The sequence below is a fragment of the Methylobacterium sp. P3_A11 genome (assembly GCF_056403155.1).
Genome location: NZ_JBFUGA010000085.1, coordinates 1 through 26,612 on the forward strand (window position 1 = coordinate 1; position 26,612 = coordinate 26,612).

The 26,612-nt window shown below is 71.8% G+C and carries 26 protein-coding genes; 9 read left to right on the forward strand and 17 right to left on the reverse strand.

What is annotated here, in order from left to right; all coding sequences use genetic code 11:
• Positions 1 to 147: 147 nt before the first annotated feature.
• The 6 genes from AC1DXK_RS22515 to AC1DXK_RS22540 all read right to left on the reverse strand — a co-directional run bounded on the left by AC1DXK_RS22515 (position 148) and on the right by AC1DXK_RS22540 (position 5,906).
• On the reverse strand, positions 148 to 480 hold the full coding sequence (locus tag AC1DXK_RS22515) for a lipid-A-disaccharide synthase N-terminal domain-containing protein (protein ID WP_457107291.1): 333 nt from the start codon (positions 478 to 480) through the stop codon (positions 148 to 150).
• Positions 474 to 1,241 carry a glycosyltransferase family 2 protein gene (locus AC1DXK_RS22520; protein WP_457107290.1) on the reverse strand — a complete coding sequence of 256 codons (768 nt, stop codon included), beginning with the start codon at positions 1,239 to 1,241 and terminating at the stop codon, positions 474 to 476. The genes AC1DXK_RS22515 and AC1DXK_RS22520 overlap by 7 nt, the downstream gene beginning before the upstream one ends.
• Positions 1,238 to 2,959, reverse strand: a complete 1,722-nt coding sequence (locus AC1DXK_RS22525; RefSeq protein ID WP_477299120.1) for an ArnT family glycosyltransferase — start codon at positions 2,957 to 2,959, stop codon at positions 1,238 to 1,240. Before AC1DXK_RS22525 ends, AC1DXK_RS22520 begins: the two co-directional genes overlap by 4 nt.
• 63 nt (positions 2,960 to 3,022) lie before the next feature.
• Positions 3,023 to 4,456 carry an MmgE/PrpD family protein gene (locus AC1DXK_RS22530; RefSeq protein WP_477299122.1) on the reverse strand — a complete coding sequence of 478 codons (1,434 nt, stop codon included), beginning with the start codon at positions 4,454 to 4,456 and terminating at the stop codon, positions 3,023 to 3,025.
• The gene (gene metC / locus AC1DXK_RS22535) at positions 4,453 to 5,643 is read right to left on the reverse strand and encodes a cystathionine beta-lyase (RefSeq protein ID WP_457107287.1); all 1,191 of its coding nucleotides are present in this window, start codon (positions 5,641 to 5,643) and stop codon (positions 4,453 to 4,455) included. The genes AC1DXK_RS22530 and metC overlap by 4 nt, the downstream gene beginning before the upstream one ends.
• A 107-nt stretch (positions 5,644 to 5,750) precedes the next feature.
• Positions 5,751 to 5,906, reverse strand: coding sequence for a ribosome modulation factor (locus AC1DXK_RS22540; RefSeq protein ID WP_457107286.1), 156 nt, complete (start codon positions 5,904 to 5,906; stop codon positions 5,751 to 5,753).
• 88 nt (positions 5,907 to 5,994) lie between these two features.
• On the opposite strand from AC1DXK_RS22540, the gene AC1DXK_RS22545 reads away from it, so the two are divergent.
• Positions 5,995 to 6,264, forward strand: a complete 270-nt coding sequence (locus AC1DXK_RS22545) for a hypothetical protein (RefSeq protein WP_457107285.1) — start codon at positions 5,995 to 5,997, stop codon at positions 6,262 to 6,264.
• A gap of 141 nt (positions 6,265 to 6,405) precedes the next feature.
• Here AC1DXK_RS22545 and ntrC read toward each other — a convergent pair whose 3' ends face one another.
• From ntrC to dusB, 3 genes are read right to left on the reverse strand one after another with little or no spacing between them, the layout of a single operon-like run.
• The gene (gene ntrC / locus AC1DXK_RS22550) at positions 6,406 to 7,872 is read right to left on the reverse strand and encodes a nitrogen regulation protein NR(I) (protein ID WP_457107284.1); all 1,467 of its coding nucleotides are present in this window, start codon (positions 7,870 to 7,872) and stop codon (positions 6,406 to 6,408) included.
• Positions 7,873 to 7,920: 48 nt separating this feature from the next.
• The gene (locus AC1DXK_RS22555) at positions 7,921 to 9,063 is read right to left on the reverse strand and encodes a two-component system sensor histidine kinase NtrB (protein ID WP_457107283.1); all 1,143 of its coding nucleotides are present in this window, start codon (positions 9,061 to 9,063) and stop codon (positions 7,921 to 7,923) included.
• Positions 9,060 to 10,085, reverse strand: coding sequence for a tRNA dihydrouridine synthase DusB (dusB, locus tag AC1DXK_RS22560; RefSeq protein WP_457107282.1), 1,026 nt, complete (start codon positions 10,083 to 10,085; stop codon positions 9,060 to 9,062). Before dusB ends, AC1DXK_RS22555 begins: the two co-directional genes overlap by 4 nt.
• Before the next feature lie 172 nt (positions 10,086 to 10,257).
• Between dusB and AC1DXK_RS22565 the strand changes: the two genes are divergently transcribed.
• Positions 10,258 to 11,589 (forward strand): bifunctional 2-C-methyl-D-erythritol 4-phosphate cytidylyltransferase/2-C-methyl-D-erythritol 2,4-cyclodiphosphate synthase, encoded by a 1,332-nt coding sequence (locus AC1DXK_RS22565; RefSeq protein ID WP_477299125.1) that lies wholly within the window; start codon positions 10,258 to 10,260, stop codon positions 11,587 to 11,589.
• A 272-nt stretch (positions 11,590 to 11,861) separates the two neighbouring features.
• On the opposite strand, the gene AC1DXK_RS22570 is transcribed toward AC1DXK_RS22565, so the two are convergent.
• A complete protein-coding gene (locus AC1DXK_RS22570) occupies positions 11,862 to 12,260 on the reverse strand; it encodes an MAPEG family protein (protein ID WP_457107280.1) in 399 nt (132 codons plus the stop codon).
• Between the two features lie 102 nt (positions 12,261 to 12,362).
• Here AC1DXK_RS22570 and AC1DXK_RS22575 point away from each other — a divergent pair, with 102 nt between their 5' ends.
• A complete protein-coding gene (locus AC1DXK_RS22575) occupies positions 12,363 to 12,860 on the forward strand; it encodes a CinA family protein (protein ID WP_457107279.1) in 498 nt (165 codons plus the stop codon).
• Positions 12,861 to 12,883: 23 nt separating this feature from the next.
• Positions 12,884 to 14,101: an FAD-dependent oxidoreductase gene (locus tag AC1DXK_RS22580; RefSeq protein ID WP_457107278.1), complete on the forward strand. Its 1,218-nt coding sequence runs from the start codon at positions 12,884 to 12,886 to the stop codon at positions 14,099 to 14,101.
• A gap of 99 nt (positions 14,102 to 14,200) precedes the next feature.
• On the opposite strand, the gene AC1DXK_RS22585 is transcribed toward AC1DXK_RS22580, so the two are convergent.
• The 7 genes from AC1DXK_RS22585 to AC1DXK_RS22615 all read right to left on the reverse strand — a co-directional run bounded on the left by AC1DXK_RS22585 (position 14,201) and on the right by AC1DXK_RS22615 (position 21,296).
• Entirely contained in the window at positions 14,201 to 14,659 is a 459-nt protein-coding gene (locus AC1DXK_RS22585) for a type II toxin-antitoxin system RatA family toxin (RefSeq protein WP_457107277.1), read from the reverse strand.
• Between the two features lie 15 nt (positions 14,660 to 14,674).
• Complete coding sequence (lipA, locus tag AC1DXK_RS22590; protein ID WP_457107276.1) at positions 14,675 to 15,658, reverse strand: lipoyl synthase; 984 nt, start codon at positions 15,656 to 15,658, stop codon at positions 14,675 to 14,677.
• Between the two features lie 137 nt (positions 15,659 to 15,795).
• Entirely contained in the window at positions 15,796 to 16,527 is a 732-nt protein-coding gene (locus AC1DXK_RS22595) for an MIP/aquaporin family protein (RefSeq protein ID WP_457107275.1), read from the reverse strand.
• Positions 16,528 to 16,814: 287 nt separating this feature from the next.
• Positions 16,815 to 18,320, reverse strand: a complete 1,506-nt coding sequence (glpK, locus tag AC1DXK_RS22600) for a glycerol kinase GlpK (protein WP_457107274.1) — start codon at positions 18,318 to 18,320, stop codon at positions 16,815 to 16,817.
• A gap of 55 nt (positions 18,321 to 18,375) precedes the next feature.
• The gene (gene glpD / locus AC1DXK_RS22605) at positions 18,376 to 19,908 is read right to left on the reverse strand and encodes a glycerol-3-phosphate dehydrogenase (RefSeq protein WP_457107273.1); all 1,533 of its coding nucleotides are present in this window, start codon (positions 19,906 to 19,908) and stop codon (positions 18,376 to 18,378) included.
• Positions 19,909 to 19,992: 84 nt separating this feature from the next.
• Positions 19,993 to 20,814, reverse strand: a complete 822-nt coding sequence (locus AC1DXK_RS22610; protein WP_457107272.1) for a DeoR/GlpR family DNA-binding transcription regulator — start codon at positions 20,812 to 20,814, stop codon at positions 19,993 to 19,995.
• Between the two features lie 254 nt (positions 20,815 to 21,068).
• Positions 21,069 to 21,296, reverse strand: a complete 228-nt coding sequence (locus AC1DXK_RS22615; protein WP_457107271.1) for a hypothetical protein — start codon at positions 21,294 to 21,296, stop codon at positions 21,069 to 21,071.
• Between the two features lie 223 nt (positions 21,297 to 21,519).
• Here AC1DXK_RS22615 and AC1DXK_RS22620 point away from each other — a divergent pair, with 223 nt between their 5' ends.
• From AC1DXK_RS22620 to AC1DXK_RS22640, 5 genes are all read left to right on the forward strand, one after another.
• On the forward strand, positions 21,520 to 22,014 hold the full coding sequence (locus AC1DXK_RS22620) for a chemotaxis protein CheW (protein WP_457107314.1): 495 nt from the start codon (positions 21,520 to 21,522) through the stop codon (positions 22,012 to 22,014).
• 7 nt (positions 22,015 to 22,021) lie between these two features.
• Positions 22,022 to 23,542: a CheR family methyltransferase gene (locus tag AC1DXK_RS22625; protein WP_457107270.1), complete on the forward strand. Its 1,521-nt coding sequence runs from the start codon at positions 22,022 to 22,024 to the stop codon at positions 23,540 to 23,542.
• A gap of 56 nt (positions 23,543 to 23,598) precedes the next feature.
• Complete coding sequence (locus AC1DXK_RS22630; protein ID WP_457107269.1) at positions 23,599 to 24,132, forward strand: chemotaxis protein CheW; 534 nt, start codon at positions 23,599 to 23,601, stop codon at positions 24,130 to 24,132.
• Positions 24,133 to 24,168: 36 nt separating this feature from the next.
• Complete coding sequence (locus AC1DXK_RS22635) at positions 24,169 to 25,842, forward strand: methyl-accepting chemotaxis protein (protein ID WP_477299130.1); 1,674 nt, start codon at positions 24,169 to 24,171, stop codon at positions 25,840 to 25,842.
• A 13-nt stretch (positions 25,843 to 25,855) separates the two neighbouring features.
• Positions 25,856 to 26,612 (forward strand): Hpt domain-containing protein (locus AC1DXK_RS22640; protein WP_477299132.1); only part of this gene is annotated, 757 nt, incomplete at its 3' end.

Consider the following 26,612-nt stretch of genomic DNA (forward strand, 5'->3'; position numbering starts at 1 on the left):
GCCGCGGGCCGCCCGCCGCGCCGAGCGTCGCCACCGTCGGCAGGTGAAACCCGCTGCGGCCGTGCGCGGCGCCGTCCGCCAGCAGGCCCCACAGCGCCTCGAACGTGGCGTCCAGGTCGTCGTAGTAGGCGGGCAGCGGCGCGCGGCTCATGGGCGACCGCGCTTCCGCTGCCGCTCGCGGAAGATCAGCGCGAGATTGCGCAGGTAGATGCCGGTGGAGAGCCCCTGGCCGATGATGATCACCGGCTCGCGGCGCACGAACCCGTAGACCAGGGTCATCAGGCCGCCGAGGATCGACAGGAACCAGAACGACAGCGGGATCACGCTCCGTCCGGCCCGCTCGCTGGCGATCCATTGCAGGATGAAGCGCGAGCCGAACACCACCTGGGCGACGATGCCGAAGACCAGCCAGAAGTCGAGCCGGGTGACGAACACATCGTAGAAATAGGCCGGCAGATCGTGGGCGAGCTGGATCAGCATCCGACGTCCTGGTCTGTCGGCGCGCCCGCCGGGCGGGCGACCTCCTCCGGCCGCGGATCGGCGCGCTTGCGCCGGATCAGCCACCAGACCCCGGCGAGATCGAGGAGCCCGACCCAGAGCCGGTCGAACAGACCGTACTTCGAGACGCCCGTGAGCCGCGGCCGGTCTACCACGTCGCGGTGGACCACGGAGAAGCCCTCCCGGGCCACCAGGGCCGGCATGAACCGGTGGAGGGCGTCGAAATAGGGCAGCCGGAGATACACGGCGCGCCGGAAGACCTTGAGACCGCAGCCGGTGTCGCGGGTCGCGTCGTTCAGGATCCGCCCGCGGACACCGTTGGCGATGCGCGACTGGAGCATCTTGAAGCGCCCGTCCTTGCGCCCGCGCCGCTGGCCCTGGGCGAGGCCCGCATCCGGACCCGCCGCCTCCAGGGCGGCCAGGAGGGCGGGGATGAAGGCCGGATCGTTCTGGCCGTCGCCGTCGAGGGTCGCCACGACGGTGCCGCGGGCGGCCAGGACGCCGCTGCGCACCGCCGCCGACTGACCGCCGCTCCGGGCATGGTGCAGGATCCTCAGCCAGGGCCGCCCCGCCCGGGCCGCCGCCAGGGCCGCCCGCGTCCCGTCGGTGGACGCGTCATCCACGTAGATCAGCTCGAAGGCGAGGCCCGCGCAGGCGGCCTCGATCTCGGCCACCAGGGGCGCGATGTTACCGGCCTCGTTCTTCACGGGCACGACGATGCTGAGATGCGGGGCGTCGCTCACGGGGTCACCGCGTAGGCCGTCACGAAGACCCGGCGGCCGGTGTTGAGGTTGAAGCCGTCGACCTCCGCCAGGGGCGCGGGTGCGCCGCGCCCCACGGGCCAGGCCGCGTTGAAGGTGTCGCGGTCGCGGGATTCCACGAACAGCAGCCGGCAGCCGCCGCCCTCGAGGAAGGACCGGGCGGCGGCGCCGTCGGGAGGCAGGGCGAGGTCGGTGCCGACGAGGAAGACGAGGCTCGGCTCCCGGTAGCCGAGGCTCGCCACCTGCGGGTCCGCGCAGGGCATCCGGTCGCGCAGGGCCGCGAGCCGCGGCGAGACCTTCAGGGCCGGCAGCGACAGCTGCGCCACGCCCAGGACCGCCGGCCCGAGCAGGATGGAGGCCACCACCCCGAGCACGAGGGCGCCCTCGGCCGAACCCTGCGCGAAGGCGCGCCAGGCCAGCGCCGCGACCGCGCAGGCGGCGGCGAGCAGCGGGAGGGCCGGCCACGGGATGGTGTGGGCGTCGAGCCGCCAGCCCGCGAGGCACAGGCCGAGCGTGAGGGCCACCGGGATCGCCGGCACCAGCAGGGCCGTCAGGCGTGCGCCCCGCAGGCGCGGGTCCAGCGCCCCCCGGGTCATCGCCAGCACGGTGAGGACCGCGAGCCACGGCATCAGCGGCAGAATGTAGTGCGGCAGCTTGGTCGGCACCGCCTCAAGGATCAGCCACGCCGGCAGCACGGCGGCGATCAGGAAGGCGACGGCGGGCTCCCGCCGCGTGTGCCACGCGAACGGCAGGCTCATGGCCGCGAAGGCGGCCCCCGGCCAGAAGGTAGCGAACACGGTGAGCGCGTAGGCGCCGGGTGGCGCCCAGTGGCGCTCGGCGCCGCCGCCGACCTTGGCCAGCATGTCGTGCCCGACCGCCTCGGTGTAGAAGGCGCCGCCGCTCTTCCACGCGATCGCCGCGAACCAGGGGGCGACCGCCAGGAGCGTCAGGGCGAGGCCGGGCAGCGGCCGAAGGGCGCCGAGCCAGCGGCCGGACCGGGCCACGACCGACAGGCCGAGCGCCGGCAGCGCCACGAAGAGCGGCACCATCGGCCCCTTCACCAGGATGCCCGCCGCCATCCCGAGCCAGAACGCCGCGACGGTCGGCCCGGATACGGGCTTGCCGTCGCGCCGCGCCAGCCAGGTGCGGGCGAGCGCGGCGAGGCTCGCGGTGGCGCAGGCGACGAGCAGCGCGTCGGTCTTGGCGAGATGCGCTTCGGCCGAGAGCATCAGGCAGGCGCCGTAGAGGGCGGCGGCGAGCAGCGCCCCCCGGCGGGGCAGGAACGCGAGCGCGGCCCAATAGGCGAGCAGCACCGAGGCGGTGGCGCCGATCAGGGACGGTATCCGGTACAGGGCGATCTGGGTGCGCGCTCCGGGCATGCCCAGCGCCTCGCCGGCCGCCACCGCGGCGGCCTGCGCCCAGTAGATCCCCGCCGGCTTCTTGTGCCGCGCCTCGCCCTGGAAGCGGATGTCCACGAGGTCGCCCGTCTCCAGCATCTGCTTCGAAGCCTGGGCGAAGCGCGGCTCGTCCCGGTCCATCGGCTGGAGCGAGATCTGGCCCGGCAGGAACAGGATCAGGCACAGCGTCAGCAGGGCCGCCACGGCGCGGCCGTGGGTGAGGCTCAGCGCGTCGAGCCCGCGGACGATCCGGTCGACTGGTGCGAGGCGCGGGGCGCCGCCGGCGGAGAGGCTCGTGATCATGCCGGGCCGGTCAATCAGGATCGGGCGGACAGGTCAAATCCGTTCCCGCCCGACGGCGTCGGCTCAGGCGGCGAGCAGCGGACGCAGGTCGCGCATGTCGGCGAGCGTCTCCAGCGTGTTGATCCGTGCGATCAGGCGCTCGGTCGCCTCCGGACCGAGCACCGGCGCCATGAGGTCCCGCGCCTTGGCGTTGACGGCCTCGGTGGTCAGGGGGGTCTCCCGTGTGCCCGGCGGATGCCGGGTGTGATGCTCCACGATCCGCCCGTCCGCGAGGGTGATCGTCACGACGGCGCCGCGCGGGGCGGCGGGATCCATCAGGGCCGGATCGCCCACCAGCTCGACCTTGGCCTTCTGGGCGGCGATCACGGGATCGTGCATCAGACCGGCATCGTGGCTGTCGGCGAAGGAGACGGCGCCCTTCACCAGCGCCAGCGCCACGAGGTGCTGGCAACTCACGTCCGGCATGGCGCTCGACCCGACGATGCCGACCGCGTCGGTGGGCACCCTCACTTGGATGTGCCGCACGGTCTCCGGCGTCAGGCCGTACTGCCGGCGCAGGGTCAGGGTCGCGTCGAGGGGGGACTGGATCGGGTAACCGACCGAGAAGGTCTTGATCGCCGTCTCGGTGACGAAGAAGCGGCTGCCCAGCCCCTCGAGCATCAGCTCGGGCTTCGGCGCGGTGGAGAGCGCGTTGAGAAGGTTGTGGCGGCCGTCGAGAACGTCGGCGACGCCGGTCAGGCCCGCTTCCACCATGCCGACTGCCGTCACCCCGTTGCGCGCGCCCATGCCGGCGAAGTCGAACGCCTTCTCGACATGGTCCTCGTCGCGCACCCAGCTCCACAGGCCGGAGACCTGCTGGGCCGCGTAGGAGAGGGCGAAACGCATGCCCCGCTCATCGAGGCGGGCCAGGGCCGCGGCGGCGCCGAGCGCTCCGAAGGTCGAGCTCGTGCCCTCGGCGCTGCGATGCGTGCCGCGGACGAGGTCGGGACCCAGGGCCAGCAGCAGACGGCAGCAGAGATCGTAGCCGAGTGCCACCGCCCGGACGAACTCGGCGCCGGAATTGCCGTGCCGTTCGGCGAGCGCCAGGGCCGCCGGGACCGTGGCGCAGCCAGGATGGGCCTTGGTCACCGGCTCGAAGTCGTCCGTCTCGTCCGCATGGGCGCACATGGCGTTGGCGAGCGCCGCGTTGACCGTGGTGGTCCGGAAGCCGGATGCGACGACCCCCGCCTGCTCGGCCCCGCCGAGGGTCCGGACGTAGGCCAGCGCCATCTCGCCCGGCCGCATCCGAGCCCCCGAGACCATGGCGGCCAGGGTGTCGAGGATGCGGTGCTTGCAGGCGATCAGGACTTCCGGGGGCAGTTCCTGCGCCCGGGCGGCCGCCATGTAGCGAGCGAGGCGGCCGGTCACGTCCGCCTCCGCGGCCGCCGCCGGGAGGGCGGCCGCCAGGGTGAGGGCGCCGGCGCCCTGGATGAGGCCCCGCCGGGTCGGCGTGCTCACGTGGCGGCCCGCAGGCGCGCGAAGCCGGCATCGAGGTCGGCCTTGAGGTCGTCGGTGTCCTCGAGTCCGATATGGAAGCGCAGGGCCGGTCCGCCGGGTGCCCACTGCGTGGCGGTCCGGTAGCCGGCGCAGTCGAACGGGATCACGAGGCTTTCGAAGCCGCCCCACGAGAAACCCATCCCGAACAGCTCCAGTCCGTCCAGCATGGCGGCGACCGCCGCCTCGGGCACCGGCTTGAGGATCACGCCGAACAGCCCGGAGGCGCCGGAGAAGTCCCGCTTCCAGATGGCGTGGCCGGGATCGTCCGGCAGGCCGGGATGCAGGACGCGCAGGACCTCGGGGCGGGCCTGGAGCCAGCCCGCCATCTCCAGCCCGGCACGGCCGTGCTCGCGCAGCCTCAGGGTCATGGTGCGCATGCCGCGGAGCGCCAGGAAGATGTCCTCCGCCCCGGCGCACATCGCGAAGTGGTCGAAGGTGCGGCGCACGGCCGGGAAGTACTGGGCGTTGGCGGAGGTCAGGCCGATCAGCAGATCCGAGCCACCGCTCAGGTACTTGGTCCCGGCCTCGACAGCGATGTCGACCCCGCGCGCGTGCGGCGGGAACAGCAGCGGCGTCGCCCAGGTATTGTCCATGATCACGCAGGCCCCGTGCGCGTGCGCCACCGCGGCGATGGCCGGGATGTCCTGCATCTCGAAGCTCTGCGAGCCCGGCGCCTCGACCAGGACGGCCTTGGTGTTCGGCCGCATCAGGGTGGCGATGCCGGACCCGATGATCGGGTCGTAGTAGGTGACCTCGACGCCGAAGCGCGCCAGTACGCCGTCGCAGAACTGGCGGGTCGGCCGGTAGGCGGAATCGGTGACGAGGAGGTGGTCGCCCGCCGAGACGGCGGCCATCAGCGCGACGGTGAGCGCTGCGAGCCCCGAGGGGGTGACGACGGTCCCGGCGGCACCGGCGAGTTCCGTCCAGGCTCCGGTCAGGGCGTCCATCGTGGGCGTGGCCGACGTGCCGTAATTATAGCGCCCGCGCCGGTGCTTGATGGCGTCGTAGGTCGGATAGAGGACGGTGGAGCCGCGATAGATCGGCGTGTTGACGAAGCCGTGCTGAGCGCCCGGATCGCGGCCCGCATGGACGAGGCGCGTCGCGGGCGCGAAGGTCTGCTTGGACTCGGGCGAGGGCTTCAGGGACATCGGGGCTCGGCGATCGCGTTGCGCTGCGGTGCACGAAGCGCGCCGCGCCCGGCGAGGTCAAGCCGGACGCGCCGATCCACGGCCCGGCAGACATGTCTTGTCCGCGGTCACGGCGTCTCGCGGGGATCGGAGGCCACCATCCAGGCGGCGCACTCGTTGGACCCGTCCGGATAGACGCATTCGCTCACGGGCTTGGCGTAGAGGCGGGCGTTGCGGCCCCGGAAGAACGGGCTGTCGCTCGCAATGGCCTGGACGTCGGTCAATATCGCCGACCGAAGACTTGGAGTGGGGCTTCGTTAACGGCCACGCCGTACATCTGTTGCCGTCTCAAGTCGCGTCCCGGGTCGTTGCGTGCGTATCCTGCGTTCCCTCCTCGGCGCCGTCCTCGTCCTCGTGTCGACGGCGACCGTCGCCCTCGTCAGCGCCGACCGGCTCGCGCATCTGGCGCCGGCACCGGTGGTGCGCGCGGCTCAGGCCGAGCCGTCGGCCACCGGGTCGCTTCCGGCTCCGGTCAAGGCCGCCCCGGCGGCGAAGCCGGCCTTGCCGACCATCCCGAACGGGTTCGACACCGAGCGGCTGCACGCGCTGATGCGCGGCGACCCGATCCTGCCGGGCCGCTGAGCGCCGGTCCGGACGGGTTTTCCGACCTCCGGACCGCATCCCGAGGTCCGCGGCGCGGCGGCCTCGAAGGTGCCCTCCGGACGCCTCCGCGATCCCTGACGCCCGCCGTCGAGGCGCGTGAGGCGCGCGCCCCTCTCCATTCTACCGCGCGGTCCGGAACACCTGGAGGTCGAGGTCGCGCACCTTCTTGCGCAGGGTGTTGCGGTTCACCCCGAGCAGCTCCGCCGCGCGGATCTGGTTGCCGCGGGTGGCGGCCAGCGCCGCGCCGATCAGCGGACCTTCGATCTCGCGCAGGATGCGGTGATACAGCCCCGGAGGCGGTAACGTGTCCCGATAGCCTGAAAAATAATCCGAGAGGTGGCGTTCCACCGCGCTCGACAGGCTCTCCGATTCGCCGCCGCCCTTGCGGGCGGCGCCGTTAGCGGCCGGGCTGGACGGTGTCGCGAGAGGCAGGGTGTCGAGTTCGGCCTCGATCACCGGCCCGGTGATCGTCTCCTGCGGATAGAGGGCGGCCAGGCGCCGGACGAGGTTCTCGAGTTCCCGGACGTTGCCGGGCCAGCGGTAGCGCTTGAGCCGCTCCATGGCGTCGCCGTCGAGGGTCTTGCGGGTGAGACCCTCGCGCTCGACCAGGACGAAGAAGTGGCGGATGAGGTCCGGCACGTCCTCGGAGCGCTCGCGCAGGGCCGGCAGCCGCAGCGGCACGACGTTGAGGCGGAAGAACAGATCCTCGCGGAAGATCCCCTGCTGGATCGAGACCCGCAGGTCCTTGTTGGTGGCCGCGATGATCCGGACGTTGGTGCGGATCGGGACGCGCCCGCCCACCGTCGTGTACTCCCCCTGCTGGAGCACGCGCAGCAGCCGGGTCTGCGCCTCCATGGGCATGTCGCCGATCTCGTCGAGGAACAGCGTGCCGCCCTCGGCCTGCTCGAACCGGCCGGCGGAGCGCTGGAGCGCCCCCGTGAAGGCCCCCTTCTCGTGGCCGAACAGCTCGGATTCGATCAGGTCGCGCGGGATCGCCGCCATGTTGACCGGCACGAACGGGCCGGTGCGGCGGCGGCCGTAATCGTGCAGCGCCCGGGCGACGAGTTCCTTGCCGGTACCGGATTCGCCGGTGATCATCACGGTGAGGTCGGTGGGCATCAGCCGGGCAAGCGCCCGGTAGATCTCCTGCATGGCGGGCGAGCGCCCGACCAGCGGGATGTCCTCGTTCTCCGGCGGCGCCCCGGCGGGGGCGGTGCCGCGGGGCCGCGAGAGCGCCCGGCCCACGATGGCGATCAGTTCCTTCAGGTCGAAGGGTTTCGGCAGGTACTCGTAGGCGCCCCGCTCCGAGGCGCGGATCGCCGTCATGAACGTGTTCTGCGCGCTCATCACGATGATCGGCAGCTCCGGCCGCACCCGCTTGATGCGCGGGAGCAGGTCGAACACGTTCTCGTCGGGCATCACCACGTCGGTGATGACGAGATCGCCCTCCCCCTGCGCGACCCAGCGCCAGAGGGTCGCGCAATTGCCCGTCGAGCGGACCTCGTAGCCCGCCCGTGACAGCGCTTGGTTGAGCACGGTGCGGATGGCGGCGTCGTCGTCGGCGACGATGATGTGGCCGTTCGGCATGACTCTCTACTCAGACCTCCGACGGGGGGCCGGATACGGGGATCGACATCACGGATCGACCGCCGATTCGCGCCCGTCCCGGGCACTCGACATCGGCAGAAGGATGCGGAACGTCGTGCGGCGGGGAGCGGGATCGCACTCGACGATGCCGCCGTGGTCGCCGACGATCTTGGCCACCAATGCAAGACCGAGGCCGGATCCCTGCGCCTTGGTGGTGACGAAGGGATCGAACAGGTCCGGCAGCAGGTCGGCCGAGATGCCGGGGCCGTTGTCGCGGATCGCCACCTCGATCGGCAGGCTGACCCGCTCGCGGGAGCCCGGCACCTGCAGGCGCAGGCCGGTGCGGAAGGCGGTCGACAGGGTGATCTCGCCCTCGACCGCATCCGGGCCGATCGCCTCGGCGGCGTTCTTCACGAGGTTGAGGATTACCTGGATCAGCTGGTCGCGGTTGCCGAGGACCGGCGGCAGCGACGGGTCGTAGGTCTCGACGAAGCGGATATGCCGCGCGAAGCCCGACTGCGCCGAGCGCTTCACTTGGTCGAGCACCCCGTGGACGTTGACGGCGCCCCGGTCCGAGGGCCGTTCGTCGCCGAACAGCTCCATGCGCTCGACGATGCGCACGATCCGGTCGGATTCGTCGCAGATCAGCTGGGTGAGCAGGCGGTCCTCCTCGGCGCCGGTGCTCTCCAGAAGCTGCGCGGCGCCGCGGATCCCGGCGAGGGGGTTCTTGATCTCGTGGGCCAGCATCGCGCCGAGCGCCACCATGGAGCGCGCCGCACCGCGGTGAGTGAGCTGGCGGTTCATCTTGTCGGCGATGGTCCGTTCCTGGAGCATCATCACCACGGCGTCGTCCTCGTCGCCGAGCGGGGTCGCGAACACGTCGACGCTGCGCTCCAGCCCCAGCCGCGGCTGGGTCAGCTCCACCCGGTACTCGCTGACGCTGGCCCGCCGCCGCCGAACCTCGGTCACCAGGGCGATGATCGGCGAGGCGAACGGGATGATGTCGCGCAGGCGACGGCGCAGCATCAGGCGCGCCGAATAGTCGAAGAACGCCTCCGCGGCATGGTTGCAGCGGAGGATGCGCTCGTCGCCGCCGATGGTCAGGACCGGCAGCGGCAGGGCGTTGAGCACGGCCTCGGCGGCCGAGTCGCGCCGAGCCCCAGGATCCTGCGGGACGGGTTCGTCGCTCACGCCGCCTCCCGGACCGGGTTCGCCGCGCCCGCGAAGGCCCGGATCAGCAGGGCGAGCGCGGTCTCCGGATCGGTGGTTGTGAGGAGCGCCGAACGCTCGGCCGGATCCAGCGCCCCGCCGGTCTCGGCGTAGGCGGCGAGGTGCTTGCGCGCGTGGCGCACCCCCATGTCGCGGCCGTAGAGGGACAGGAGACCGGCATAGTGCTCGGCGGCGAGGGTCGCCTGTTCGGTCCGCGACGGCGGTGCGGCCGGCCGGCCGGCCAGAGCCGCCGCCACCTGCCCGACGAGCCAGGGGCGGCCGGTCGCGGCCCGGCCGATCATCACCCCGGCGGCCCCGGATGCCGCGAGGCAGGCCCGGGCGCTCGCGCTGTCGGTCACGTCACCGTTGGCGATCACCGGGATCGACACCGCCGCGACGACCGGCCGGATCGCCGCCCAGTCGGCGCGGCCCTTGTAGAATTGCTGCCGGGTCCGCCCATGGACCGTGACGGCGTTCAGGCCCAGGCGCTCGGCGCGGGCGGCGAGGTCGGCTGCGTTGCGGCTCGCGTCGTCCCAGCCGAGGCGCATCTTGACGGTGACCGGCACGGAGACCGCTCCGCGAACCGCGGCGAGCAGGCGCTCCGCATGGTCGAGGTCCCGCATCAGGGCCGAGCCCGAGGCGATGCCGGTGACGATCTTGGCCGGGCAGCCCATGTTGACGTCGATCACGTCGGCGCCGCCGGCCTCCGCGAGCCGGGCGGCCTCGGCCATGGGCTGCGCCTCGCAGCCGGCCAGCTGGACCACGTGCAGGTCGACACCCGCTCCCTCGGCGCGCAGCGTCGCCTCGCCGGAACCCCGGGTGAATTCGCGGGCCGCCACCATCTCGGAGACCACTGCGTCGGCGCCGCAGCGTCGGGCGATCCGGCGCATGTGCAGGTCGGTGACGCCGGATAGGGGCGCCAGCAGGCAGAGCGGAGCGGGTGGTGCCGCGCCGAAAGCCTTTCCGATCCGGCGCAGCGCGCTCAAATAATGATCAGTCGTCATTCTGCACAACAATGAGGCAAGGACGGTCGGCTGGCAAGCGGGGCCGCGCGTTGATTTCGGCCCCTCCCCCGCTTAAACGACGGGCACCCCCTGCGGCAGGGTTCCGGCGGCACCGCTGTTCCGCGCGCCGGCCGCCGCTCCGCTCCTCAGGCCCTCACGAGATTCGTCGCCCATGCCCGCCACCGGCACGCCAGCCACCGGACCCGCAAGCGCGGGAACCGGCGTCGCCGCGGTGGTGGTGGCGGCCGGCCGCGGCATCCGCATCGGCGGCGGCACCCCCAAGCAGTATCGCCGGGTCGGCGGCCAGGCGGTCCTGACCCGCACCCTGGCGGCGCTGGCCGCGGATGCCGCGATCGCGCGGATCCAGCCGGTGATCGCCGCCGACGCGGCGGACTTCTTCCGTAGCTRCCTGGAGGAACTCGCGCCCGCGGTCCGCGCCAAGATCACGCAGCCGGTCGAGGGCGGGGCGACCCGCCAGCTCTCCGTGCGCGCCGGACTCGAGGCCCTGGCGGCCGGCGCGGCGCCCGAAATCGTCCTGGTCCACGACGCGGCCCGTCCCTACGTGGACGCCGCACTGATCGCCCGCGCGATCGCCGCGGGGCGCGACCACGGCGCGGCCGTGCCCGGCGTGCCGGTGACCGACACGGTCAAGCGCGTCGTCGACATTGCGCCCGGCATCGGCCGGGTGCACGAGACGCCGCCCCGGGAGCACCTGCGCGCGGTCCAGACGCCCCAGGCCTTCGCGTTCGGCCCTCTGCTCGGCGCCCACCGGGACGCCGCCGCGCAGGGCCTCGACGGCTTCACCGACGACGGCGCGCTCGCCGAATGGGCCGGGCTGCCGGTGGTGGTGTTCGCGGGCGACGTTGCCAACCGCAAGATCACCCAGCCCGCCGACCTGATCGAGGCGGACCGCGCCTTCGCGTCGGAGACCTCAGAAACGCCAGCGCCGGGAGTCCGCGCCATGACCACCTACGTGACCCGCCTCGGCACCGGCTTCGACGTGCACGCCTTCACCACGGGCGACCATGTCTGGCTGGGCGGCGTGAAGATCCCCGCCGACCGCGGCGTGCTCGCTCATTCCGACGGCGACGTGGTGCTGCACGCGCTCACCGACGCCCTGCTCGGCGCCATCGCGGACGGCGACATCGGCACCCATTTCCCGCCCTCCGACGAGCGCTGGCGCGGGGCCTCCTCCGACCAGTTCCTGGCCCATGCCTGCGAACTGGTCCGCGCGCGCGGCGGCCGCATCGACCATCTCGACATCACCGTCCTCGCCGAGGCCCCGCGCATCGGGAAGCACCGCGAGGAGATCCGCGCGCGCATCGCCGCCATCGCGGGCGTGCCGCTCTCGGCGGTCTCCATCAAGGCGACGACCACCGAGAAGCTCGGCTTCGTCGGCCGGGCGGAAGGGCTTGCCGCCCAGGCGGCCGCGACGGTGCGGCTTCCCGAGGAGGACGGTCCCGCCCTCGACGCGCAGGCCGAGACCGCGATGCGGCAGGGCTGAGCGGTTTCGGGTCGAGCGCGATCGAGACAGGACACGTCCGGCTTCCCTCTCCCGTTGCAGGCGTGCCGCTTCTCGCGTCCGCCGGGGCGACGCGGGTTCAGGATCGGGCGCGGGTCCCCTCTCCCGTGCGGGAGAGGGACAGGGTGAGGGATCCCGGCCTTTTCGGAGCTGCCGCACCGTGAACGCGCGTCGACGGCGTGCCTGATCCGGAGCGTCTTGCCCCTCACCCCAACCCTCTCCCGCACGGGAGAGGGTGCGCGTCGCGCTCTGCCTCAGGCCACCCGCACCAGCAGCGCGATCGCGGCGACGCCCAGGGCTGCCATCGTCAGAAGGATGCCGCCGCCCCGGCAGACGAACTGGCGCGGCGAGTTCGGGGGCGCGAACATCCCGATCGGGTGTAGGATCCGGGCGACCAGCAGGGCGATCAGCAGCGCCCGCACTAGCCCGTGGCCGCCGCCGCCCGCCTCCAGGAGGCCGATAACGATCAGCGCCAGCGGCACGTACTCCGCGAAATTCGCGTGCGAGCGGACGCGCTTGAGCACCGTGTCGTCGCCGCCGTCGCCGAACAGCACGTTCTCGGAGACGCGAGCCCCGATCACCCATCCCGAGAGGCCCAGATACACGAGGGCGAGCAGCCCGGCGTAGAAGGCCGTGGTCGCGGGGAAGATCATGGACAGGGTGTCTCCGATGGTGGCCGCCGGTCCTTGAGCCGGGCTCGGCCTTGGGTCACAACACGAGATAGGGCGCGGCCGCCCGGGGAGAGCCCGTTCGCGATGATCGACGACGCCGAGCTTCTCGCCCGGGCCGAGGCTCTGGTGGCGGCCTACGCGGCCGCCGGGCGCAGGATCGCCACGGCCGAGTCCTGCACGGGCGGCCTCGTGGCCGGCCTGCTCACGACGGTGGCGGGCTCCTCGGCCGTACTGGAGCGCGGCTTCGTCACCTACTCGAACGAGGCCAAGGCCGAGGCGATCGGGGTGCCCATGGATCTGATCCGCCGGCACGGGGCCGTCAGCGAGGCCGTGGCGCGGGCGATGGCCGACGGGGCGCTGGGCGCATCGCGGGCCTCCGTCGCGGTGGCGATCACCGGCATCGCCGGACCCGGCGGCGGGAGCGCCGACAAGCCGGTCGGGCTGGTGCACTTCGGCCTCGCCCAGCGGGCGGGCGCGACGCGCCATCTGGAGCGGCGCTACGGCGATCTCGGGCGCGCGGGCATCCGCCGGGCGGCCGTCGCCGATGCGGTCGGCCTGCTGGAGGAGGCCCTCGGCGCCTGACCGCGGTACGGAGAGGACGGCCCATGGACACGGTGACGACCCGCCTGTGCATCGTCGGCGGCGGCCCTGCCGGGATGATGGCCGGCCTGCTCTTCGCCCGCGCCGGCATCGACGTCACCGTGCTGGAGAAGCACGCGGATTTCCTCCGCGACTTCCGCGGCGACACGATCCACCCGTCCACCCTCGACCTGATGGACGAGCTGGGCTTCACCGAGCGCTTCCGCGCCCTGCCCCAGCGGCGCGTCGAGAGTTTTTCGGGCGTCGTCGACGGACGCAGCTACCGGGTCGCCGATTTCAGCCGGCTTCCGACCCGGAACCGTTTCCTGTCGTTCATGCCGCAATGGGACTTTCTGGACTTTCTGGCCGGCGAGGCCGGGCGCTTTCCGGCCTTCCACCTGCTCCGCCGGACCGAGGCACAGGACCTGATCGAGGTGGAGGGCCGCGTCGCGGGGGTGCGCGCCGAGGGGCCGGACGGCGCGGTCGAGATCCGGTCTGACCTGGTGCTCTGTGCGGATGGCCGGCACTCGCGGATGCGCGACCGCGCGGGCTTCGCGCCCCGGGCCTTCGGCGCGCCGATCGACGTGCTGTGGTTCCGCCTGCCGCGCCGGGACGGGGATCCGGAGGCGGCGGCCGGGCGGTTCGGGCCGGGGCGGATCCTCATCACCCTCGACCGGGGGGATGCGTGGCAATGCGCCTACGTGGTGCCGAAGGGCGGCGACGCCGCGCTCCGGGCCAAAGGCCTGCCGGCGTTCCGGGCGGCCGTGGCGCAGATCGCGCCGTTCCTCTCCGACCGCACCGACGCGATCGCCGACTGGGACGACGTCAAGCTCCTGACCGTCACGGTCGACCGGCTCGACCGCTGGCACCGACCGGGCCTGCTCTGCATCGGCGACGCCGCGCATGCCATGTCGCCGGTGGGCGGCGTCGGGATCAACCTCGCGATCCAGGATGCCGTGGCTGCCGCCAACCTTCTGGCCGAACCCCTGCGGGCGGGCCGCGTCACCGAAGCCGACCTCACCCGGGTCCAGGCGCGGCGGATGTTCCCGGTGCGGGTCACGCAGGCGCTGCAACGGGCGATCCAGTCCCGCGTGATCGCTGCGTCGCTGGCGGCCGACGCGCCGTTCCGGGCGCCGCTCGCCCTGCGGATCCTCGATGCCCTGCCGTCGCTCCAGGTTCTGCCCGCGCGGATGATCGGGATGGGCGTGCGGCCCGAGCACGTGCGCGGGCCTCAGCGGGCCTGAGACCGTCTTTGCGAGCGCGGCGAAGCAATCCAGGGCAGCGCCACATGCGGAGGCGTCCCGCTTCCCTGGGTCGCTTCGCTGCGCTCGCGATGACGGCGGCTACGCCCGCGCCCCGTACATCCGGTTCGCCCGGCCCTCGAAGGCGTCGGTGAACTTGCGGAAGGCCCGGTCGAACATCGTGCCCATGAGGAGCCCCAGGGTGCGGCTCTTGAACTCGTAGGTGATGAAGAAGTCGATGTTGCAGCCGCCGTCGGGACTGTCCTTGAACAGCCAGCGGTTCTCCAGGTGCCGGAACGGGCCGTCGATATACTCGGCGACGATCTTCAGGTTCTGCGGATCGAGGCTGACCCGGGTGGTGAAGCGCTCGCGGATCGCCTTGTAGCCCACGCCCATCTCGGCGATCAGCACCTGCCGGCCCTCTTGTGTATCCTGCCGACGGATCACCCGCAGGGATTCGCAGAGCGGCAGGAACTCGGGGTAGCGCTCGACGTCGGCCACGAGATCGTACATCTGCTGCGGCGAATGCTTCACCGCGCGGGTGACCCGGAAGGACGGCATGGTCTTCGGATATCCTTAGGCCGAAAGCGCGGGCGACAGTTTTGCCAGGCGCGCCGCCTGAAGTCGCGCGAAGTCCTCGCCCGCATGGTGCGACGAGCGGGTAAGCGGCGTGGCCGAGACCAGCAGAAAGCCCTTGGCATAGGCGGTGGTCTCGTAGGCCTTGAACTCGTCCGGCGGGACGAAGCGCACGACCTCGTGGTGCTTCTTCGACGGCTGGAGGTACTGGCCGACGGTCAGGAAGTCGACGTCGGCCGAGCGCAGGTCGTCCATGAGCTGGAGCACCTCGTTCCGCTCCTCGCCGAGCCCGACCATGATGCCCGACTTGGTGAAGATCGCCGGATCGAGTTCCTTCACCCGCTGGAGCAGGCGCAAGGAGTGGAAATAGCGGGCGCCCGGCCGCACCGTGAGGTACTTGGCCGGCACGGTCTCGAGGTTGTGGTTGAACACGTCGGGCTTGGCGGCGACCACGATCTCGAGCGCCCCGTCCTTGCGCAGGAAGTCGGGGGTCAGGATCTCGACCGTCGTGCCGGGGCTCGCCCGCCGGATCGCCGCGATCGTGCGGGCGAAGTGCTCGGCGCCGCCATCCTTCAGGTCGTCCCGGTCCACCGAGGTGATGACCACGTGGTGCAGGCCGAGCTTGGCGACCGAATCGCCGATCTTCTCGGGCTCCGCCGCGTCGAGGGCGTCCGGCAGGCCGGTGCGCACGTTGCAGAAGGCGCAGGCCCGCGTGCAGGTGTCGCCCATGATCATGAAGGTGGCGTGCCGCTTCTCCCAGCACTCGCCGATATTGGGGCAGCCGGCCTCCTCGCAGACCGTGACCAGCCCGTGCTCGCGCACGATCTTCTGGGTCTCGGTCCAGGCCTTGGAGCCCGGCGCCTTCACGCGGATCCAGTCCGGCTTCTTGGTCTGGACGGGCTGGTCGGGCCGGTGCGCCTTCTCGGGATGGCGCAGGCGCGCCGTGCGCGGATCGTTCTTCAGGATGTCGAGGACGACGGCCATGGGTCGGGGGCTGCCACACCGCGGGGAGGCGCCCATGGGCGCGGTCGGGATCGCCCTGACTTAAGGCCCCAGGCCGCCGGCCGCAAACCGCCGCGACGCCGGGCCGCCCCGCGGTGGTTGAGGGTACGGCCGTTCCGTCAGATCCCGAGCGCCCGGACGAACAGCCCGGCCAGCACCGCGCCGACCAGGGGCGCGGCCACGGGGATCAGCGCGTAGCCCCAGTCGGAGGAGCCCTTGCCGGCGATCGGCAGCACCGCGTGGGCCACCCGCGGCCCAAGGTCCCGGGCCGGGTTGATGGCGTAGCCGGTGGTGCCGCCGAGGGACAGTCCGATGCCCCAGACCAGCATGCCGACCATGTAGGGCGCGACGCCCCGCGGGATCGCCCCGGTGGAGCCCAGCGTCGTGGTCACGAGGGCGGAGATCGTCAGGATCAGGAAGAAGGTCGCGATGATCTCGGAGATCCAGTTGGCCTTCGCGTCCCGGATCGCCGGCCCGGTGCAGAAGCAGGCGAGCTTCAGGCCGGGATCCTGGGTCGCGCCCCAGTGCGGCAGGTAATGGAGCCAGACGAGGACGGCCCCCACGAAGGCGCCGAGCATCTGAGCCGGGATGTAGGTGGCAAGCTTGCTGAAATCACCGGAACTGACCGCACCCGCCACCGTGACCGCGGGGTTGATGTGGGCGTCGGCGCTGCCGGTGGCGTTGGCCACGAAGACCCCGGCAAGGACCGCGAAGGCCCAGCCCGCCGTGATGGCTATCCAGCCGGCATTCTCGCCCTTGGAATGCTTGAGCAGGGCGCCGGCCACGACGCCGTCGCCGAGCACGATCAGGGTCATCGTGCCCAGGAATTCGCCCAGGAATGGTGGTGTCATCGTCCTGTCTCCCCCCGTTCGCTGCTTTTTTGTAGGAGTCCAAAGCTTGTGCGAGCGTGTGGCCGCCGGAGGCGGTCACCGATATGTGCCGTTCTCCCGTCTCCGCCCCCATCCTGGGTGCCGGAGTGCCGCGGAGGCCGCGAAGGAGGCCTCCGGGGATCGCGTCGCTGGCTGGAGCCCTCCTGCGAGGCGGCTCCGCCGCACCTCAGGATGAAGGTGCGATCGGGATCGATGCGGCGTGAGCGGCTCAGGCCCGCACGGCGCGGGCAGGAGCCGGAAGGCCGTCCTCAATCCTCGTCGGTCTTCCAGTCGAAGGAGCGCTGCACCGCCCGGCCCCAGGCGGCCGCAATCTTCTCGCGCTGGCCGGCATCCATCTTCGGCGTCCAGCGCTTGTCGACGCCCCAGTTGCGCTTGAGGTCGTCGAGACCCTTCCAGTAGCCGACCGCGAGACCGGCCGCGTAGGCGGCGCCGAGGGCTGTGGTCTCGGCCACCTTCGGGCGCACCACCGGCACGTCGAGCAGGTCGGACTGGAACTGCATCAGCGTGTTGTTGGCGACCATGCCGCCATCGGCCCGCAGCTCCTTCACGGGGATGCCGGAATCCTTGGCCATCGCCTGCAACACCTCGCGGGTCTGAAAGGCGGTCGCCTCCAGCACCGAGCGGGCGATGTGGCCGCGGTTGACGTAGCGGGTCAGGCCGATGATCAGGCCGCGGGCGCCTTCATTCCAGTGCGGAGCGTAGAGCCCCGAGAAGGCCGGCACGAAGTAGACGCCGCCATTGTCCTCGACCGTGGTGGCGAGCGTCTCGACCTCGGCGGAATCCTTGATCATGTGCAGGTTGTCGCGCAGCCACTGCACCAGGGCGCCCGTGATGGCGATGGAGCCCTCCAGCGCGTAGGCGGGCTTCTGGCCGTCGAGGCGGTAAGCCAGCGTGGTCACGAGGCCGGCCTTCGACGGGACCGGCTCCTCGCCGGTGTTCATCAGCGCGAAGCAGCCGGTGCCGTAGGTGTTCTTGGCCTCGCCGGGCGCGAAGCAGGTCTGCCCGAACAGGGCCGCCTGCTGGTCGCCAAGGATGCCGGCGATCGGCACGCCGGCGAAGGGCGCCTTGGTCTCCCCGTAGACCTCGCTCGACGAGACGATCTTCGGCAGCATCGCCTTCGGGATGCCGAAGGTCTTCAGCATGCCGTCGTCCCATTCCAGGGTCTTGAGCGACATGAGCTGCGTGCGGCTGGCGTTGGTCACGTCGGTGACGTGGAGGCCGCCCTCAGTGCCGCCGGTGAGGTTCCAGACGAGCCACGTGTCGATGTTGCCGAACAGCACGTCGCCGGCCTCGGCCTTCTCCCGGGCGCCCTCGACATGGTCGAGCAGCCAGCGAAGCTTGAGGCCCGAGAAGTAGCTCGCGAGCGGCAGGCCGGTGAGGTCGCGGAACCGGTCGCGGCCGCCGTCGCGGGCGAACTCGCCCACCAGCCGGTCGTTGCGGGTGTCCTGCCAGACCAGGGCGTTGTGCAGGGGCTTGCCGGTCTTACGGTCCCAGATCAGCGTGGTCTCGCGCTGGTTGGTGATGCCGACGGCCGCGAGATCGGAGGGCTGGAGCCCGCCCTTCTCCAGCGCCTCGCGCATCACCCCTTGCGTCTTCGTCCAGATCTCGCCGGCGTCGTGCTCGACATGGCCGGGAGCCGGGTAGATCTGCGCGTGCTCGGCCTGGGCGAGGGCGATGACGCCGCCCTCCCGGTCGAACACGATGAAGCGGCTGCTCGTGGTGCCCTGGTCGATGGCCCCGACGTAACGGCTCATCGTTCCCTCCCCTGTGATGCCCGACCGGTCTGTCGCCGGATCGAAGCCGAAAAGTTCAGGCCGCTTCGGCCTTGCGGTCGAGATAGGCGGCGAGGCGCGCCGCGCTGTCCGTGCCGGTGCGCAGACCGAGCTTGGAACGCCGCCAGAGGATATCCTCGGCGGTCACGGCCCATTCCTCCGTGCGCAGGTAGTCGACCTCGGCCGCCGTCAGGCCGCCGTCGAAGGCCTCGCCGAGATCGGCCATGGAGCGTGCCGTCCCGACGATGTCGCGTGCCCGGGTGCCGTAGGCGCGGGCGAGGCGGCGCGCGGTCTCCTCCGGCAGGAACGGCTTTTCCGACTTCAGCTTGGCGAGGAACTGGTCGAAGTCGGCATCCTTCATGGCGCCGCCGGGCAGGACCGCGTCGCCGGTCCAGGCCTTCTTGAGCGCCGGAAAATACGGCTTCAGCTTCTCCAGCGCGTGCTCGGCGAGCCGCCGGTAGGTCGTGATCTTGCCGCCGAACACCGACAGCACCGCCGCCTGGCCGTCTTGATCTTCCACGTCGAGGACGTAGTCGCGGGTCACCGCCGAGGCGTTCTCGGCCGCGTCGTCGTAGAGTGGCCGCACGCCCGAATAGCTCCAGACCACGTCGGCCGGGGTGATCCGGGTGTCGAACGAGCGGTTGATGCAGCCGCAGAGGTAATCGGTTTCGTCCTGTGAGATCGAGACCGGGCCGGGCTCACCGTCGTAGGGCACATCGGTGGTGCCGATCAGCGTGAAGTCACGCTCGTAGGGGATCGCGAAGATGATGCGCTTGTCGGGCTGCTGCAGGATGTAGGCTTGGTCGCCCTCGAACAGGCGCTTGACCACGATGTGGCTGCCCTTGATCAGCCGCACCGCCGCGCGGCTGTTGATCCCCAGCGTGCCCCCGAGCGTTTCGCTGACCCACGGCCCGGCGGCGTTGACTACGGCCTTGGCCCGGATCGTCCGCTCGTTGCCCCCGCGCTCGTCGCGCAGGGTCGCGACCCACCCGTCTCCCTCGCGCCGGGCCGAGACCACGCCGGTGCGGGTCAGCACCGTCGCGCCGCGCTCGCGGGCGTCCATGGCGTTGAGCACGACGAGGCGGCTGTCCTCCACCCAGCAGTCGGAATAGACGAAGCCGCGCGTGAGGCGTTTCTGCAGCGGCCTGCCGTAATCGGAACTGCGGAGGTCGACCCCGTGCGAGCCCGGCAGGGTCCGCAGCCGCGCGAGGTGGTCGTAGAGGAAGAGCCCGAGCCGCAGCATCCAGGCCGGGCGCAGGCCCTCGTCGTGGGGCAGGACGAAGCGCAGCGGCCAGATGACGTGCGGGGCGAGCCGCAGCAGCCGCTCGCGCTCGGCGAGCGCCTCCCGCACCAGGCGGAACTCGTAATATTCGAGGTAGCGCAGGCCGCCGTGGATCAACTTCGTCGAGGATGAGGAGGTGAATCCGGCGAGGTCCCCGCGTTCGGCCAGCAGGACCGACAGGCCGCGGCCAGCCGCGTCCCGGGCGATGCCGGTGCCGTTGATGCCGCCGCCGACGACCAGAAGTTCGTATGCGTCGGACGGCTCGCGCTGGCGCGATGCTGCCGCCATGGTTCCTCCAATCCCGCCCTCTCGGCGGGTTGGCATTATATTGATCCGACCGCGGATTTTCGCAAGCGAAAAATTGAATGTTCGTTATGGTTCGTCGTCGCGGTCCGCCACCGCCAGGGTGACGCCCTGGCGCTCCATCAGCGCGACGATCTCCGCCGGCGGCATCCGGTCGGTGAAGAAGGTGTCGACCTGCTCCAGCCGCCCGACCTGGACCATCGGGCGGCGCGTGAACTTCGTGTGATCGGCGACCAAGAAGGTGGTGCGGGCATGCGCCAGGATGGTCTGCGTGGCCCGTACCTCCTCGTAATCGTAGTCGAGGAGCGCCCCGTCGGCGTCGATGCCGCTGATGCCGATCACCGCCACGTCGACGCGGAACTGGCTGAGCGTGTCGCAGGTGAGCTGGCCGAGCACCGCGCCGTCGCGGTTGCGCACGGTGCCGCCGGCCACGACGATGCGGAACTCGGTGGTCTCGGCCAGGGAGATCGCGACGTTGAGGTTGTTGGTGATGATGCTGAGGTCGTCGTGCCGGCTCAGTTCTCGCGCGACGGCCTCGGGCGTCGTGCCGATGTTGATGAAGACCGAGCAGTGCGACGGGATCTGGCTGGCGGCGAGCCGGCCGATCCGGGTCTTCTCCGGCAGCAGGGTCACGCGGCGGTCGGCATAGTCGATGTTCTCGACGCTGGAGGGCAGGCCGCCGCCGCCGCGATAGCGCTCCAGGCGCCCCTCGGCGCTCAGTTCGTTGAGATCGCGCCGGATCGTCTGGACGGTCACGCCGAACTGTGCCGCCAGGGCCTCGATCGTGACGAAGCCCCGCTGGCGCACGGACGCCACGATGGCGCTGCGTCGCGCCTCGACGCCGGTCGGCTCGATCCTGTCCTCGAACCTCCGGTCGAGCGGTCGTGACATCGATACTCTCCGCGCCCCCAAGGCCCGCGCCAAATGGGCCGCTAAATTGATGATCGTTCGGTGTTCGTTTGCGAACATTTTCGGCGGGTACGCCCGGCATGCGAACTTGAACCGCGCCGCCGCGTCCCGCAACCGGCGATCGGGCGGCATTATGCTTCCAGTCGATCGATCGGCACAAAAAAGGCCTGTCGCGGATGCGACAGGCCGGGCCACCCGGGCGATCCCGTTTCCGGAACGCCCCGGAGCCGTCGGGCTCACATATGGTGGCGCATGCGGCGGTGATGCTTCATCCGCTTGTGCTTCATTCGCTTGTGCATCATCGGACGCGCGGCCGGCGCAGCACCCCGTTCCATCGCGGCCGCTTCACCGGCGCGCTCGACGCCGCCGCGGGGGCCGCCGGCCTGCGCGCCAGAGGAATTGTAGGGCGAGTTGCCCTGGGCATAGGCGGAGCCCGCGAGGAGCGTCAGCGACGCGGCGGCCAACAGAAGTTTCCTCATCATCAATCCCTGGCGTAGACCGGCGCAGGCAAAGCATCGCACGTGGTCAGGCGCGATGCCGCTGCGTCGGAAAATAAGCGGCTCAGGCGAGACTTGGTTCCGCGGCATCGGCCAAATGCACCGCACAATTGCCGGGAGCGTTAACTGGCCTTATGTCGCGACCCGTCCCGGCCCGGCCGTGACCGAGCGACAGGGGGTGCGGGTGGCGGTGGCCAGCAGCGGTTCGGCCTATCTCCTGCTGGATGTCGCCGGTACGGCCTGCGCCCTGCCCCGCAGCGCGGTCGCCGAGGTCCTGCCGCTTCCGGACCTCCACAATCCGCCGACGGCCTCTGGCTGGCTGGCCGGTTTTCTCAACCTCGGCGGGGTGCCGGTTCCGGTGATCGACCTCGCGGCCCTTCTCGGCCTGCGTCCCGTGGCTGCGGCGCCCGATCTGTACGCCCATCTCGTGCTGATGCAGGCTGAGGTCGTCGCCTACCTGGTCGACCGCGCGTCCGACCTCGTCACCGTCCCGGAGGCCGCGATCCGGCCCACCGGGGAGGCCGATACGCTCAACGGTTGCGTCGCCGCGGAACTGGTCCTCGGCGAGCGGCTCGTCCATGCGCTGGCGCCGGAGCGCCTCCTGACCGCGCAGGAGCGGATCCGCATCGAAGCGCTGGCACGGGCCGCCTCCGAACGTCTCGCCGCCCTGCCCGCCGCCGTCTGACCGACCGATGGCCCGTCCGGGTAGTCCCCGTCCCGATCTGGGTGCCGATCCCGCCTACGCGCCGCTCAAGGCGCGGATCATCGCGCGCACCGGACACCACTATTACATCGACAAGGACGAACTTCTGATCGAGCGGCTCCACCGCCGCTTCCGCGCCGCCGCCGCGGCCGATTGCACCGCCTATGCGGCCCTCCTGTCGGACGGTGCCGAGGGCGAGGCGGAATGGGCTCACCTCGAAGCCGAGATCACCGTCGGCGAGACGTTCTTCTTCCGCTACGCCGAGCAGTTCCAGGCGCTGCGCGAGACGATCCTGCCGGCGCTGATCGCGGCCCGGGCCTCCGAGCGCGTCCTTCGGATCTGGAGCGCCGGCTGCTCTACGGGGGCCGAGCCCTATTCCTTGGCGATCCTGGTGCGCGAGCTGCTCGGGGATGCCCTGCCCGACTGGCGGGTCGCGATCCTCGGGACCGACATCAGCGCCGAGGCGTTGGCCACCGCCCGCGCCGCGGAGTACGGGCGGTGGGCGCTGCGGACGATGCCGCCGGAGGACCGGCTTCGCTACTTCACCCGGTTGCCGGCCGCCCCGGGCGTCCGGCGCGAGGGCGGTTACGCCCTGCGGCCTGAATTCCGCGAACCGGTGCGGTTCGAGCGTGGCAACCTGCTGACCCTCGTGCAGCCGGGGCCGCCACAGGGCGAGCCGTTCGACCTGATCCTCTGCCGCAACGTGCTGATCTATTTCGATACCCGGACGGTCGCGGCCGTGGTGCGGGGCCTCGGCCGCCGGCTGCGGCCGCAGGGCTGGCTGCTGCTCGGCCATGCCGAGCCCAGTCCCGCCTTCGCGAGCTTCCTCGACGCCGTGAGCCTGCCCGGGACCGTGGCCTACCGCCCCCGCGAAGAGGCGCCGCCCACGGCGGAGCCCGGGATGCCGACCCCGGGGGCCGCCTGTCCAGCGCGGGCCGGGACGGAACTGGGCGACCCGGAGCCTGACCTGGGCCGACCGCCGTCGCGTGCCCGCGCCCATCAGGCCGCCCCGGCGCTCGATGGCCTACCGGATCCGGCCCCCGCTCCCGCGGCCGCAGCCGCGCAGGCCCGGGATGACCGGGCGGCCGAGGCCGCACACCGGGATCTCGATTCGATCCGCACCCTCGCGGATTCCGGCGAGACCGGCGCGGCATGGCGGATCCTGCGTGCCGCCCTCGACCGAGACCCGACCGACACGGCCCTGCGTTTCTACGAAGGCCTGCTGGCCCGCACCCTCGGACGCGATGCCGAAGCCGAGCGGGCGCTCCGGGCGGCTCTCTACCTCGACCGCGGGTTCGTGATGGCCCACTATCATCTCGGTCTGCTGCTGATCGCCCTGCAGCGGCCGGACGAGGCGATCCGCGCCCTCGACAACGCTGTCGCCTTGAGTCAAGCCCTCAAGCCCGACACGGCGCTGCCCGAGGGCGACGGCGCCTCCGCGGGCGAGATCGCGGTCAGTGCGGCCGCCGCCCGCGCCGCGATCGGCGGCGCCGGCAGCAGGAGTTCCTGATGGAGGCGCGCCCGAGTGCACCGCCCGTCCGTCCACGCGCACGGTCGGAGCGGGATTTGCCGGATCGGGATCTGCGCGCCGAGCGATCCGCCGCCCTCGCCCGGCGCGGCGCCGGCGCGGCGGCTTCCGATTCGGGGGTCGATCACTTGGTCTGTGCCTGCAGCAGCGAGCGCTACGGTGTGCCCTTGGCCGCTGTCGCGCAGGTGCTGCCGTCGCGGCCGTGCACGCCCGTGCCCGGCGCGGTGCCGGCGCTGGTGGGCCTCGTCGCGTTGTCCGGCAGGATCGTCGGGGTGCTCAGCCTCGCCCGCGCCCTCGGCCGGCCGGAGGCCCCGCCAGAGAGCGGGACAGCGGCGGGCCATCTGATCGTCCTGCGGGGTGGCCAGACGCAACCCCTCGCCCTCGTGGTGGATCGGGTGCTGGGCATCGCCCGGGCCGCCGGATCGTCCGATGGGTCCGCGCCGGATCCCGCCGATCCCGACGGCTTGGGCAACGATGCCGCTTCGGTCTATGCCCCCGGGGCCGCGGGCGACGGCAGCGTGGATTTCGTCGTCATCGACCTGCCCCGCCTCCTGCGCCGCGTGTTGCCCTGACCGGGCCGCCAGACCCAACCGGAGCCATTCCCACCCGTGTCAGTCTCGATCGGAAGACGCATCCTCCTCGGCTTCTTCGCCATGACCGTGGTGGTCGTGGCGCTGGGTGTCTACGCGCTGGAGCAGATCGGCGCGGTGCGCGACACCACCGACGCCATCGTCCACCGGGACATGTCGATCCTGCGTCAGCTCGACGACCTCGGGAACGAGGCGCGCGACCTCGGGCTCCTGCGCCGATCCGCCGTGATCGCGATGCTGACGCAGGCCCAGGGTCGACCGGCCCGTACCGAGGACACCCAGGCCACTTGGCGGCAGACCGCCGCCCAGGTTGAGAACCGGCTCACTACGACGATCCAACTGGCCAAAGACTACGGAGCCCGGTCGGTGTCTGCCGAGCGCGTGGCGTCCTGGGACCGTATCGCCGCGGCGGCGAGCGCGGTCCAGGGTTCCTTCCGCGAGGTCAAGTCCCTCAGCGAGGCGCAGTTCGCCGCTATCGCCCAGCAGGATGTGGCAGGGGTCGAGAGCCGCAACGCGGAGATCACGCGCCTGCAGGCGCCCTTTCTCGACGGGATCAAGACTCTTCGGTCGCAGCTCGATGGCAGCATGGCCCTCGGCCAGCGCGCCGCGCAGGAGGTCTATGAGCGCTCGCGCCTCTCGATCTACCTGACGCTGGCGGCGTCCATCCTGCTGGCGATCCTGATCACGTGGCTGATCAGCCGCGCGGTGGTGCGCCCCCTCGAACAGGTGATGGCGTTCGTGGCGCGTGTTGGCGACGGCGACCTGTCTGGGGAACTGGCGGCCCGCGGACGGGACGAGATCGGGCGTCTGGCGGCGACGCTGAACGCGATGGTGTCGGGTCTGTCGGACCTCGCCCGGACGAACCGGGCCGCCACCGCCGACCTGAACGCGGCGGCGGCGGAGATCCGCGCCTCGGCGCAGGAGCAGGCGGCCTCGGTCGAGCAGCAATTCGCCGCCGTGCAGGAGACCGCCGCCACGGTCGACGAGATCACCCATTCCGGCGCCCAGATCAGCAAGCGCGCCACCGAGGTGATCGCCACCGCCCAGGCCACCGCCCAGACCTCCCGGCAGGGCCTGCGCGCGGTCTCCGACACCGCCAGGGCCATGGACGCGATCCGCGAGCAGGCCGAGGCGGTCGCCGGCAACATCGTCAGCCTGTCGGAGAAGACCCAGACGATCGGCGACATCATCGAGACGGTCAACGACATCTCGGAGCGCACCCATCTGCTGGCGCTCAACGCCGCCATCGAGGCGGCCGCGGCCGGCGAGGGCGGGCGCAGCTTCGCGGTGGTGGCCTCCGAGATGAAGCTCCTGGCCGATCAGGCCAAGGCGGCCACCGGGCAGGTGCGCGCGATCCTGGGCGAGATCCAGCGGGGCATCAACACCTCGGTGATGCTCACCGAGGAGGCGGTCAAGCGCGCGGCCGCCGGCAAGACCCGCTCCGACACGACGCAGCGGACCATCGAGGAGATCACCGCCCGGGTCGAGGAGAACGTCCAGACCTTCCAGCAGATCGTCGCCTCGACCAACCAGCAGCAGCTCGGCATCGAGCAGGTGATGGGCGCGCTCCAGAACATCCGGCAGGCCAGCCAGCAGACGGCGGCGGGGACGCGGCAGGTGGAGGCGGCCTCGGCCAACCTCACCGAACTCGCCCAGGCCCTCATGGCCCTCGCCGAGCGATATCGGCACTGAGGCGGGCTGCGCCTTGGCCGAGGACATCCGCCAGCTTCTGCTCGCCGCCTTCGACGTCGAGCACAGGGAGCACGTCACGGCGATCCGCGGGGCGCTCGGCAGCGCCACGCCGGACTGGAACGACGTGTTCCGTCGCGCCCACAGCCTGAAGGGCGCCGCGCGGGCCGTCGATCTCCCTGCGGTGGAGGCCGTCGCGCACCGCCTGGAATCGCTGTTCGAGGGCGTGCGCACCGGCGCCCACGCCCTCGACCGCGAGGCGGCCAACGCCGTCCACCTCGCCCTGGACCGGATCGAATCCTACGTTGCGGGTCTCAAGGACGGGGCCGGCCCGGACATGCCGGCCGACGCCCTGGCGGCCCTCGGCCACGTCCTCGGCCTTCCCGGCGAAGCGCCGGCGAAGCCGGCGCCGCCGGATCTGGGGCCGCCTCTACCAGCGGGTGCGGCCCCAGATCCCACACCGGACCCGCCCTCCGCTCCGGCCGCCCCGCTCCCCGCCCCGTCCCCCGCTTCGGCCGCATCGAAGCCGGGCTCCGAGCCGGCCGAGGGCTCCGCCGCCATCCTGCGCGTACCGGCGGAGGCCGTGGAGGCCCTGGCCCGGGCGAGTCACGACCTCGCCAGCACCCTGGCGGGCCAGGCGCATGCGTCAGACGGCTTGGCTCGCCTCGCCCGCCTCGCCCGCGATCTGCGCCTCGGTGCCGAGACCCTCGCGGCCGGGGCGGACGCGGAGCGGCCCGAATGGCGCGCCCTGGCGGCCCGGGCCGGCACCGTCG